Consider the following 12932-nt stretch of genomic DNA (forward strand, 5'->3'; position numbering starts at 1 on the left):
TAAATGAACTTATCTGTACTCGATTTATCCATAATTGTAGGATACATTATTTTAACCATATTCATTGGTTACTTTTTATCAACGAAAGCATCAAAAAACCTTTCCAATTACTTTTTGGGTGGAAACAAAATACCATGGTACATGCTTGGAATTTCGAATGCGTCGGGTATGTTCGATATCACCGGTACCATGTGGACGGTTACCATTTTGTTCGTTTATGGTTTAAAGTCATTGTGGATTCCATGGTTGTGGCCGGTTTGGAATCAAATTTTCCTGATGATGTTTATGGCTATCTGGCTACGGCGTTCGAATGTAATGACAGGAGCTGAGTGGTTGAAAACCCGTTTTGGTGATGGCAGAGGATCACAACTTTCGCATTTAATAGTTGTTCTGTTTGCCATTATTAGTGTAATTGGCTTTATAACCTACGGATTTGTCGGCGTTGGTAAATTTGCACAAACATTTTTTCCCTGGGATTTACACACCTCTGTTTTCGGACTAGGCATCAAATCGGAGAACATGTACGCCATTATCATTATGGGATTAACCACTTTGTATGTAGTAAAAGGGGGAATGTATTCCGTAGTTTTTACCGAAGTTCTTCAGTTTGTAATTATGACCATTGCCTGTATCATGGTAGGTGTAATTGCGGTATCCTTAGTTACTCCGGAGCAGATTGCTGCAGCCGTGCCTGCAGGTTGGGCTGATATTTCTTTTGGCTGGACTCTTGATTTGGATTGGAGCAATCTAATTCCTGCAGTAAACCACAAAATTGATATCGACGGCTATAATTTGTTCTCCGTTTTAATGATGATGATGATTTTCAAAGGTGTTTTGGTGAGTATTGCCGGACCGGTTCCCAGTTACGACATGCAGCGTATACTTTCTACCGAAACACCTAAAGATGCCGCTAAAATGAGTGGAATTGTATCTTTGGTACTATTCGTTCCCCGTTATTTGATGATTGCGGGGCTGGCAGTATTGGCATTGGTTTATCTGGCTCCCGAATTCAATAAGATGGGCAATAATATCGATTTTGAAATGGTCTTGCCGTATGCCTTGAATAATTTTATTCCCGATGGAGCCAAAGGATTATTACTGGCAGGATTAATCGCGGCCTTCATGTCCACTTTTGCAGCAAATGTAAATGCCGGACCCGCCTATATTGTAAACGATATTTATAAAAAATTCATCAATCCGAATGCTTCTCAAAAGAAATACATTCGAATGAGTTATTTGTCATCATTCGCAGTTGTAATTGTAGGAATATTCTTTGGCTTTTTTGCCGAAAGTATCGATACCGTTATGAAGTGGTTGGTAGGAGCCTTGTTTGGCGGATATACCGCATCAAATCTTTTGAAATGGGTTTGGTGGAGATTTAATGGTTATGGCTATTTTTATGGAATGCTTGCCGGTTTAATAGCTTCGTTGGTGGCACCTCTTGTGTTTCCTGAGGTATCACCAATTTATGCTTTTCCCTTTATTTTCTTATTCTCTTTTGCTGCATCTGTTATTGGTAGTTTGCTGACCAAACCTGAATCCGATGAAGTGTTAATTAAATTTTACGAAAGTGTTCGTCCATGGGGATTTTGGAAACCGGTTTACTTAAAGCTGAAAGCACAAAAACCAGAAGCAAAACCGAATAACGATTTCTTAAAAGACATGTTTAACTGTACCATTGGAGCAGGCTGGCAAATGATGTTGCCACTCATCCCAATTTATTTTGTGATCGGAAGGTATACTTCATTGTCATGGGTCGCAGCATTATTCATAATTACGAGCATTATCCTATATTTCACTTGGTACAAAAAACTTGAAGATTATCCTGCAGATTATAAGTATTGCAAAAAAGAAATCAACGAAGACTAAAACGATATTGAATAGAATTAAATTCATAAACAATAAAAAATGACTAGTAAAGCAAATATGCCTTGGGAAGACAGGCCGGAAGGATGTAAGGATGTGATGTGGAGATTTTCTCAAAATCCTGTTATTGGAAGGTACGACATACCAACATCCAATAGTATTTTTAATAGTGCAGTAGTTCCTTTCGGGGAGGGCTTTGCCGGAGTATTCCGTTGCGATAATAAATCGGTGCAAATGAATATTTTTGCCGGTTTCAGTAAAGATGGAATCAATTGGGACATCAATCACGATCCCATTCAAATGGTTGCAGGCAACACCGATATGATCGATTCCGATTACAAATACGATCCCCGTGTTTGTTGGATCGAAGATCGCTATTGGATTACCTGGTGCAACGGGTACCACGGACCAACAATCGGTATCGCTTACACCTTCGATTTTAAGACATTTCACCAGTGCGAAAATGCATTTTTACCATTCAACCGTAACGGCGTTTTGTTTCCTGAGAAAATTGATGGAAAATACGCAATGCTAAGCCGCCCAAGCGATAACGGACACACACCTTTCGGTGATATTTATATCTCTTACAGTCCCGATATGAAATATTGGGGAGAGCACCGTTGTGTAATGAAGGTATCAAATTTCACCGATAGTGCATGGCAGTGTACCAAAATTGGAGCCGGTTCAGTTCCTGTCCGCACCAACGAAGGTTGGCTGATGTTTTACCACGGGGTAATCAATACCTGCAACGGATTCCGTTATTCGATGGGAGCAGCCCTTCTCGACCTCGAAAATCCCGATAAGGTCTTGTCCCGTTCTCAACCCTATTTATTGGCTCCGGCAGCACCTTACGAGTTGGTTGGCGATGTGCCTAATGTGGTATTCCCATGTGCCGCATTAACCGAAGGAAATAAAGTTGCCGTTTATTACGGCGCTGCAGATACCGTAGTCGGAATGAGTTTCGCCTACATCGATGAAGTAATCGATTTTATTAAGAAGAACTCATTATAGTTAAGTTAGTTTTGATTTTAAAGGGTCAGTATTTCCAGATACTGGCCTTTTTTTTGGCGTTCCCTTCGGGCGGGCTTTCTATTACAACTCCTCGCTCGTCCCTCGCTGTGGGGTTTCCATTTCAATCCCTAACGCATTCTCAAAATAAAAATACCCGTCATGCTCTAAATCTAAGCAAGCCAAACATGTCAGGGTATGACTTGATCCAAAATCTAAATATTAGACAGTAAATTCAGAAAGAGCTTCGGTACTCTGTACCTAATTTACTATCGTATAAATTAACCTACAAAGACTGCGCAACTCTGTTGCTTAAATTTTAATAAACAACAGGTGCAGAGCACCATAGTATTTGCAGCAACAAATCATCAAAATATCAAAAGGTGCAGCGCAGCGCAGCCAAGATAACTCAAACAATTTAACATCAAAACTCAGCTGCAATTTAATCCACAATCTGAGCCCCGTCATGCTCTGACTCTAAGCAAGCCGAGCATGTCAGGGTATGACTCGATCCAAAATCTAAATATTAGACAGTAAATTCAGAAAGAGCTTCGGTACTCTGTACCTAATTCACTATCGTATAAATTAATCTACAAAGACTGCGCAACTCTGTTGCTAACTATTCTTTCAGGGATGTAGTATTTAATCGTGGAGTTTGGCAAAGCCCGTTGCTATTTATTCAGGTACGTAGTAAGCAGTATTTGCAGCAACAAATCATCAAAATATCAAAAGGTGCAGCCAAGATAACTCAAACAATTTAACATCAAAACTCAGTTGCAATTTAATCCACAATCTGAGCCCCGTCATGCTCTAAATCTAAGCAAGCCAAACATGTCAGGGTATGACTTGATCCAAAATCTAAATATTAGACAGTAAATTCAGAAAGAGCTTCGGTACTCTGTACCTAATTCACTATCGTATAAATTAACCTACAAAGACTGCACAACTCTGTTACTTAAATTTTAATAAACAACAGGTGCAGAGCACCATGGTATTTGTAGAAATAAATCATCAAAAAAGCAAAAGGTGCAGCGCACCGCAGCCTACAATTCAAGTAGCCACAATTACAATTAAAGAATCAAAAGTTTAATCATGGAAACAACGTCTGTTGCCATTTATTCAGGTGCAGAGCACCATGGTATTTGTAGAAATAAATCATCAAAAAAGCAAAAGGTGCAGCGCACCGCAGCCTACAATTCAAGTAGCCACAATTACAATTAAAGAATCAAAAGTTTAATCATGGAAACAACGTCTGTTGCCATTTATTCAGGTGCAGAGCACCATAGTATTTGTAGAAATAAATCATCAAAAAAGTAAAAGGTGCAACGCACCGCAGCCTAAATAAAAAGCTGGCTGAGCATATTGGGTTCTTTTTAGACCTGACTGGTTTTCAAAAACAGTCAGGTCTGAACTATTAAATTTTCTTTTTTTTCTCAGTTTGATTATTCCACCTTACATTCTTCCATTTCTGTTGTTCTTCTTTCGATAAAAAAGTCCAGGCAACAATCCGGCTCTTTTTGTTTCCTTGTCCCATAGGTAAGGTTTCTACTTTAACAGCATCAGCCGCTTCAAGAGCTTGGTAAACACTCTTAAGGTTAGATTCTTTCGAGATAAGTGTAGAAAACCAAAAACACGATTTCGCAAATTTCTTACTCTGATTAATCATATTTCTAACAAAGCGTTCTTCGCCGCCATCACACCATAATTCGTTGCTTTGTCCTGCAAAATTAAGACTAGGCTTTGTCACTTTTTCGGTAGAAAGGTTTCTTGTTTTGCGCATGGTTCCTTCCAATGCATCTTTAGCCGAGGCATGAAAAGGAGGGTTGCAAATCGATAAATCAACCAGTTCATCCTTTGGAATAACACCGTAAAAATAATCTTTGGGATTCTCTTGAAGTACACATTTCACATTTCCCTTTAGTGAAGGATTCGAAGCGATAATTTTCTCAGCAGAATCAATAGCAACAGGATCGATATCCGAACCAATAAACGACCATCCGTACTCATTGTTTCCAATAATAGGATAAATGCAGTTCGCACCTACGCCAATATCTACACAAGTAAATTTATTTCCTGCAGGAATTTTACCATAGTTGTTCTGTTGCAGCAAATCAGCAATATGATGAATGTAATCTGCTCTTCCGGGAATAGGAGGGCACAAGTAATTTTCAGGAATATCCCAGTCACTAAGTCCATAATGATGCATGAGCAAAGCTTTGTTCAACATTTTTACCGCATCGGGGTTCGCAAAATCAATCGATTCATCATCGTACTTGTTCAGAATAACAAATGGAGCTAATTCCGGACAAGTTTCCACCAGTTGTTTAAAATCGTAGCGGTTACGATTTTTATTTCTGGGATGCAAACTGGGTTTCTTTTTTGGGTGTTTTCTCTTCTTATCTGGCATAGATATAATTCTCTAATTTGAATCTGCTAAATTAGAACATTAATGGAAGAAAGTCGCCTTTATTCCAAAATTGGAAATCCATTTTTTTTATTGTGTCAACAAAGGAACATTTAAGACAGGAAATTAGATGTTGAATCTGATTCATAACTTGATATTTTTGCAAGACAGACTAATAAAAACAATGCAACCAGCAGATCAATAGAGAAACAGAAGTCCTTACTGTAAGAAGCTTGGTGATGTTTCGGGCAGCGGGATTTTCTTCTTTTATTAACAGTAATTTTTTGAGGCCGAAGCCAAAACTTTTGGGTTCAATCGAGGTTCGAACCATGCTGTGCCGTGTCTTTTTTGAGTGAAAGGGTGTTTCGATACTCGATTGAGGTGCTTCGATGCTTGATGTTGGAGCCTCGATACTCGATTGAGGTGCTTCGATGCTTGATGTTGGAGCCTCGATACTCGATTGAGGTGTCTCGATGCTTGATGTTGGAGCCTCAATACTCGATTGAGGTGTCTCGATGCTTGATTTCGATGCTTCGATCCTTGATATTGAAGCACCGATGTTCGACTGAGATGTCTTGAGGCATAGGATTTGAGCTGTAAGAGGTCTGTTGAGCAGATAAAAAAATGAGGCCGCCCTTTTGGGACAGCCTCATTTAATTATCTGTTAAAATATTTATTTCATTTTATATGCGTCGTTGTGAACGGCATTAATCGCTCTTCCCGAAGGATCGGCGTTGTTACGGAACGATGCATCCCAGGCTAAAGCATCAGGAGTACTACAAGCGATAGATGGTACTGAAGGTACACATGCTGCTGCTGTATCCGATGGGAAATGTTCTGAAAATATTGTTCTGTAGTAATATTCTTCCTTCGACATTGGAGGATTCACAGAAAAACGAAATTTGGCATTTGCCAATTGTTCATCAGAAACCTTTTTCTCTGCAACTTCTTTCAAAGTATCAATCCAACTGTAACCCACACCATCAGAGAATTGTTCCTTTTGTCTCCAGGCTACACTTTCAGGCAAATAGTCTTCGAATGCTTTACGCAGCACCCATTTTTCCATTTTACCATCTTTAGCCATTTTATCTTCCGGGTTAATTCTCATTGCAATATCAAGGAATTCTTTGTCCAGAAACGGCACACGGCTTTCAACACCCCATGAGCACATCGATTTATTCGAACGTAAACAATCGTAAAGATGAAGTTTATTTAATTTTCGAATGCATTCTTTGTGAAATTCTTCCGCATTTGGAGCCTTATGGAAATACAGGTATCCACCGAACATTTCGTCCGCACCTTCACCGGAAAGAACCATCTTAATTCCCATCGATTTAATCACTCTAGACATTAAATACATAGGGGTAGAAGCACGAACCGTAGTTACATCGTAAGTCTCCAAATGATAGATCACGTCGCGGATAGCATCCAATCCTTCCTGAACAGTAAAAGTTACTTCATGGTGAATTGTATCGATATGATCAGCTACTAAACGAGAGGCTGCCAGATCAGGAGAACCTACCAATCCAATTGCAAATGAGTGCAATTGTGGATACCAGGCATCTTTCTGATCACCTGATTCAACACGCTTACTGGAATATTTTTTTGCAATAGCCGAAATTACAGATGAATCCAAACCACCTGAAAGTAATACTCCATAAGGTACATCAGACATCAACTGACGATGAACAGCATCTTCTAATCCTTTGCGAAGGGCAGCCATATCTGTTTTGTTGTCTTTTACATTTTCGTAATCTTTCCAGTCACGCTGATACCAATCTTTAACAACGCCGTCTTTGCTGTATAGAAATTTTCCAGGAAGAAATTCTTCAATTTTATTGCAATAACCTTCTAATGCTTTTAGTTCCGATGCCACGTAGTAGTTACCATACTTGTCCCATCCCTGATACAATGGAATTATTCCCATATGATCCCGTCCAATAAGGTAACAATTGTTCTTTTTGTCGTATAAGGCAAATGCAAAAATACCATTTAAATCATCGATAAAATCGATACCTTTTTGTTGATATAGGGCAAGAATTACTTCGCAATCTGATTTTGTCAGGAACTCGTAAGAGTCTTTCATCTGATTTCGAATTTCCAGATGATTATAAATTTCACCATTAACAGCCAAAGCCAGATTACCGTCTTTGCTGTAAAGTGGTTGTCCTCCCGATTGAGGATCTACAATCGATAGTCTCTCATGAGACATAATCGCTTTTTCATCACAAAATATTCCAGACCAATCCGGACCTCTATGACGAATCTTTTTTGACATTTCTAAAATTTGAGGGCGCAGCTCTTGAGCATCCATCTTCAAATCAAAAACTCCAACAAATCCACACATAAAAAATTGTTTAATAGTTATTTTATCAGCCTGTAAAAATATGGTTAAGCTGTTTAATCTTGGTACTAGTTGTCAAAAATACGATTTTCAATTTAGTTTCTACTATGTTTTAAGCTCTATATCTTTTGTGTATAGGTAGAAAAGATTATTTTTCCGAATTATTCTAAAATAAAGGCTGTTTATTGAATAACCTGCTTATAATCGGGGGTGAAGGAGGAAATTAACATGGGAATAACAAAAAAGGACACCTTTTGAAGTGTCCTCATGCTTAATTTGTTTTATTTTCAAGCTCGTGATCGAGAAAGGTTTTAAGAGTGTCAATATCCAGCCGTTTGGCTATAATTTTTTTATCCTTGTCAAGCAGGTATATGGTTGGAGTGCTAAAAACATCATAATAAATTCTGAAATTGGTCTGATAGTGGGGATCGTAGCAATTGATAAAATCAAATAAGTTTTTATCAGCAATAAAATTTTCCCATTCTTCTTTTTCGTTTTGAGTGCAGACAGCAAACACCTTTACACCCATTTGTTTGTACTTATCTAAAATATCAGTCTTTAATTTTGGAGTTGATGTTTTACAATGACCACATTCGGGTTCCCAAAAATATAAAATAGTGAACGGAGCTTCTACTTCGTGCAAACGAACAAACTCTCCTTCGGGCGTTTCCATTTTAAGATCCGGGGCTTTCATGCCAATTAAATTGTATTGAAGTTTTATTACCCGCTCGCGAATATTGGCAAGTAAAGTTGAATCGGCCCAATTAGCTTCTCCGCTTAAATAGTATTTTTTTGCCAGACTAACGAAAGCCGCATCCATTCCCATAATCTTGCTTTTAACTGCATAGTTGAGAGAGTATTGTACCAGATATTGGAAGAACTCTTGATCAGATCGTGATTTTTCAATAATAGTAGTGGCTTCTTTTACAATTGTATCCGGACTTTGAACCAAAATTTTCTCATAAAAAAACTCCAGTTTATTTTTAAGAATTGGTGTTCTTAAAAAACGGTTGTCAGTGAAATCTACGTAATCGAAGTAATGATCTTTATTGTACAAGTATGATTTTTTTTTGATCTCCTGATCTCTGTCTGGAGTAGATTCAGGAATTTCCTTTGAAAAATCGGGAACTTTTGGTGATAAGGTCAACTGTGCAAATTTGGAAACAAAGCTTCCGTTGGGGTAATCCTGATTCAGTTTTTGAATGTATGCACGTACATCTTCATCTGCTTGTTTATAAGCTTCCTGATATTTCTCTTTTTCTTTCTCATTGTCCTTGTTTGCCTTGTATGCTTCCTGAATTTTTTTAGAATTCTCGTTTTGGGCTTTCATGAATTTTTGAAAGGAATGAAATGCTTCACTCTCTTTGGCACCGGTAATTTTAATCGTTTCTATAAAGCTAACTGGATCTGCTGATATGGCAAATTCCTGATCTTTACCAATTAACAGATCGAAATATTTTTGAGAAGGAAGATAGATGACATAAATGCCTTCATCCAATTGTTTCGCTTTACTAAATAAGCCTTTGCCATTAATTAATTGCGTAGTATCATCAGCAAATATTCTGCCGTCAAAATAGTGCGCTAAATAAGCAGTACTATCAGCACAGCCAATTAGGTTAACGTCAATATTGTATTTTTGTGCTTTGCTTGTAACAGAAGATAGCAGGCAAATACCCACACATAAAATAGTAATAAAATTTTTCTTCATTTTCATTATAATGTTGATAAGCATAATTGGAAGCGAAAATTACAAAACTTTTTTTAAAATGAAACGACCATGTTTAAATCATTCTAAACACAGGGGGATGATTATTGGTTCATGGTAAGTTCCATCTGACCATAAAATTAAAAATAGAAACAGATGAAATCAGCTTTGCATGAATTGCCGGCATATATATTTACTTATTTGTCTTGTTTTTTATTAGGTGTATTCGTATTGAAGATGGAAGAACACAAACGTTGATCAATAGAATTGCAATTTGGATGCTTTTTTATGAATCAATACTATTGATGATTACTGTGGCAGGTCAGATATTTTCTTATTTTTTCCAATAGCAGAGTTGCGTTAATTGGTTTGGAAATATAATCAGTACAACCAGCAGCAATACATTTTTCTTTTTCTTCAGCCATAGCATATGCTGTTTGGGCAATAACAGGAATGGATGGATGAGTTTTTCTGATTTTGTTCATTGCCTCAAAACCATTCATTACCGGCATATTAATATCAAGTAGTATCAAATCGGGTGTGTGTGAATTAATAAGATTTACTAATTCTTCACCATTCACAGCATGTTTTAATTTAACCTCTGTAGTCTGCAGCAACTCTTCAAGTAAAAGAAAAGATGAAATATTATCTTCAGCAATGTAAACAAGACATTCTGAAAGGTCTATACTATTTGTGATTTGAGGAGTCACTTTTTTTTCGATGACAGGTTTGTTTTGTTCGGATATTGGTATTGTAAAATGAAATGTACTGCCTTCGTTAACCTTCGATTCAATCCAGATTTCTCCTCCTAAAAGATGCACTAAACCTTTTACAATACTAAGGCCAATACCAGTTCCTTCTTGTAAATTTTGATTCTCAATTTGCCTGAATCGCTCAAAAATCATCTGAAACATTTCTGCTTGAATACCGAAACCTGTATCCTTCACATATAAATGAACCATCGAATCAACATGCGATATCGAATAACCAATTTCCACAAAGCCTTTTTCAGTGTATTTAAAAGCATTGGAAACCAGATTGTAAACAATTTGTCTGAATCGGGTAGGATCACAGGTTATATTTAGATTTTCAGTGTTTGGGGGGATGTTTAATTGAAGTGTAATATCATTTTTGTTTTTCACAATCTTAATCATGCTTTGAGACTCCTTAATTTCATAAAGTAATTCGTTCAAAAGACACGATTTCTTATTCACTTTTAGTTGGTTCGATTCAAGTTTTGAAACATCGATAATATCATCAATAATTCGAAGTAAGTGTTCACTGCTCGACTGAACTAATTTTAAAAATTTCTGTCTTCTTTCAAGGGTAAGACTTGGTTGACCTAATAAATCCGAGAAACCAATAATTGTATTCATTGGAGTTCGTATTTCATGACTCATATTTGCTAAAAAAGCTGACTTTAGATGATCGCTTTCTATGGCTTTTTCTTTCGCTTTTTCAAGCTCTATATTGGTTTTAAGAATCTCAGAATTAATTGTTTTATATTCTAGATTTAGCAACTCATATTCTTTATTTGTACTCTCAAGTTCAGCGTTTAATCTTAAGAACTCATCATTTTTTTGTTTTAATGCATGAGCTGTTTTCTTACGCGATGTTATATCTGTTGTTGAAACATATGCAATAAACTTATCATTATGTCTGGTGTAAAAAAGTTTAATGATCACCTCAACAACTTCTCCTTCAAGTGTTTTTACTTTCGCCTCTTTTTCAAACGAGTTTTCACCATTGATAATAGCCAATAATTCCTCTTTAAAAACGGTAAGGGATTCCGGTAGAAATGTCAGTGCTAAATTCCCTATCAGATCTTCTTTTGATTTAGCTTTGTATAGATTCACTGTTGCTTGGTTAACATCAACAATAATAACCTGCTGAGCTAATTCAATTAATAATTCTGGGTGCTCATCAAAATAATTTTTGAAATCAGTTACTCCTTTAGCTTTAAGATCCTCTATAGTTAATATTAAAATTGTGAAATCCTCCTCCCAAAGAGATTCCGGGGAGTTTTCAAATAAGGCTTTGTACTTGTTTGTTGTCTCGCTTAATTCTGAGTTAAGCTTTGAAAGATCAGAGATGGCGGCTTCAAGATCACGTGTTTTGGTCTCAACTTCATCATGTAAAATTTTCTGTTCGGTAATATCAATAAAATATTCAATTACATGAGTGATTTCTTGATTGGAATTGAAAATTGGACTGGCATGAACCCAAATACTTTTGGTTTCACCCTTAATACTGACATTATTGAGTTTTGTTCTTATGGATTTTTTTTTCTCCAAAACCATATTCACAAAACATTTGCCATGGTTTTTTGCGGTGTAATTATTTGGATTGGAGAAAATAAGATTGCTGCAATTTTGATTCACAATAAAATTTGGATCATTTGAATCAATGACTCTATATGTATCTACTTCAATTATATAGTATGGGTAGGGTAAAGATTTAATTATTTCGTGATGCAAGTCATTCTTCATCTTAACTTCTCTAGATATATTTTAACCTTAAGATATTTAAAAAAATATATTCATAGTGCTTTTTGTAATGAAATAATACATATTTATTAGGATCTGTAAATGAAGATATTCTGATGAGCTAATAAAAATAATGGCTGCAGAAGAAAAGATACTTTTGCAACCATTGCTTGTTTTTTAATGAACGTGCTCCTTTTTTTTAAGAATAGCATCTAAAATCTCTTCTTTTTTTATGTTTTTTGTACAGAAAAACCAATCGTAGCAGTGCACATTTTCATCAATATTTTCCATTCGGTCTTTTGCAATGCCGCAAGATCCGGCAGGAGGAACAATCACTTCATCGCCCGGGCGCCAATCTGCCGGGGTTGCAACTGAAAATTTGTCGGCGGTTTGCAGCGCAATAACTACACGATAGATTTCATCAAAATTTCGTCCTAAGCTTAAAGGATAGTAAATAATTGTACGGATAATTCCATGCGGGTCGATGAAAAATACAGCACGAACAGCTTTTGTACTGTCCTCGCCAGGTTGAATCATGCCGTATTTATTTGCCACTTCCATCGTAATGTCTTCGATTAAAGGAAACTTGACTTCTATGTTTTTCATCCCTTTGTATTCAATTTTCTCCTTAATTGTTCTCAGCCAGGCAATATGGCTGTACAAACCATCAATTGATAAGCCTACTAACTCACAATTTGCTTCTTGAAATTGACTTTCCATGTTTGCAAAAGTCATGAATTCTGAAGTACATACAGGAGTGAAGTCGGCAGGGTGGCTAAATAGTATGACCCACGAGCCACTGTAGTCATTCGGGAAATGGATATTCCCCTGAGTACTAACTGCTCTAAATTCGGGAGCTTTATCACCGATACGTGGCATTGAAATTACACTTCTTTCATTCTTTTCTTCCATGATTCAAGATTTAAAGGGTGACTGTTTTTTTGATATTGCATTGAAATTGGAAGACCCGTAGCTTGCATTACAAGCTGTAAGATTTGCTCCAATAAAAAAATATCTTACCAATTCATACTATAAATTAACGAACTAAATTAGGTATGGGAGATAAACCAATACTGCCAATTCCTCAGGAGGGAATCTTAGGTGCTTGGAACAAATTTT

At 36.7% G+C, this 12932-nt stretch carries 8 protein-coding genes; 3 read left to right on the plus strand and 5 right to left on the minus strand.

Annotation, left to right across the window (positions count from 1 at the left end):
• The first annotated feature begins 3 nt into the window (after positions 1-3).
• The 3 genes from GQR60_RS10165 (at position 4) to GQR60_RS20205 (ending at position 4095) form a co-directional block, all read left to right on the plus strand.
• Positions 4-1869 (plus strand): sodium:solute symporter family protein, encoded by a 1866-nt coding sequence (locus tag GQR60_RS10165; protein ID WP_124992815.1) that lies wholly within the window; start codon positions 4-6, stop codon positions 1867-1869.
• Between the two features lie 39 nt (positions 1870-1908).
• Positions 1909-2877: a glycoside hydrolase family 130 protein gene (locus GQR60_RS10170; RefSeq protein WP_124992816.1), complete on the plus strand. Its 969-nt coding sequence runs from the start codon at positions 1909-1911 to the stop codon at positions 2875-2877.
• A gap of 1089 nt (positions 2878-3966) precedes the next feature.
• Complete coding sequence (locus GQR60_RS20205; RefSeq protein WP_262885270.1) at positions 3967-4095, plus strand: hypothetical protein; 129 nt, start codon at positions 3967-3969, stop codon at positions 4093-4095.
• A 193-nt stretch (positions 4096-4288) separates the two neighbouring features.
• Here GQR60_RS20205 and rlmF read toward each other — a convergent pair whose 3' ends face one another.
• The 5 genes from rlmF to GQR60_RS10195 form a co-directional block, all read right to left on the minus strand.
• Positions 4289-5281, minus strand: a complete 993-nt coding sequence (rlmF, locus tag GQR60_RS10175) for a 23S rRNA (adenine(1618)-N(6))-methyltransferase RlmF (RefSeq protein ID WP_124992817.1) — start codon at positions 5279-5281, stop codon at positions 4289-4291.
• A 670-nt stretch (positions 5282-5951) separates the two neighbouring features.
• Entirely contained in the window at positions 5952-7625 is a 1674-nt protein-coding gene (asnB, locus tag GQR60_RS10180) for an asparagine synthase B (protein WP_124992818.1), read from the minus strand.
• Between the two features lie 268 nt (positions 7626-7893).
• Positions 7894-9330: a TlpA family protein disulfide reductase gene (locus GQR60_RS10185; RefSeq protein WP_160463456.1), complete on the minus strand. Its 1437-nt coding sequence runs from the start codon at positions 9328-9330 to the stop codon at positions 7894-7896.
• A gap of 296 nt (positions 9331-9626) precedes the next feature.
• Complete coding sequence (locus GQR60_RS10190) at positions 9627-11816, minus strand: response regulator (protein WP_124992820.1); 2190 nt, start codon at positions 11814-11816, stop codon at positions 9627-9629.
• 174 nt (positions 11817-11990) lie between these two features.
• Positions 11991-12725, minus strand: a complete 735-nt coding sequence (locus GQR60_RS10195; RefSeq protein ID WP_124992821.1) for a peroxiredoxin — start codon at positions 12723-12725, stop codon at positions 11991-11993.
• Positions 12726-12932 lie beyond the last annotated feature (207 nt).

It is taken from the genome of Labilibaculum euxinicum (assembly GCF_009795715.1).
Taxonomy (GTDB): Bacteria; Bacteroidota; Bacteroidia; order Bacteroidales; family Marinifilaceae; genus Labilibaculum; species Labilibaculum euxinus.

Bases quoted from the DNA above. Each gene is read 5' to 3' on its own strand.
- GQR60_RS10190 (WP_124992820.1), bottom strand. From the start codon at position 11,816: ATGAAGAATGACTTGCATCACGAAATAATTAAATCTTTACCCTACCCA.
- rlmF (WP_124992817.1), bottom strand. From the start codon at position 5,281: ATGCCAGATAAGAAGAGAAAACACCCAAAAAAGAAACCCAGTTTGCAT.
- GQR60_RS20205 (WP_262885270.1), top strand. From the start codon at position 3,967: ATGGAAACAACGTCTGTTGCCATTTATTCAGGTGCAGAGCACCATGGT.
- GQR60_RS10185 (WP_160463456.1), bottom strand. From the start codon at position 9,330: ATGAAGAAAAATTTTATTACTATTTTATGTGTGGGTATTTGCCTGCTA.
- asnB (WP_124992818.1), bottom strand. From the start codon at position 7,625: ATGTGTGGATTTGTTGGAGTTTTTGATTTGAAGATGGATGCTCAAGAG.
- GQR60_RS10170 (WP_124992816.1), top strand. From the start codon at position 1,909: ATGACTAGTAAAGCAAATATGCCTTGGGAAGACAGGCCGGAAGGATGT.
- GQR60_RS10165 (WP_124992815.1), top strand. From the start codon at position 4: ATGAACTTATCTGTACTCGATTTATCCATAATTGTAGGATACATTATT.
- GQR60_RS10195 (WP_124992821.1), bottom strand. From the start codon at position 12,725: ATGGAAGAAAAGAATGAAAGAAGTGTAATTTCAATGCCACGTATCGGT.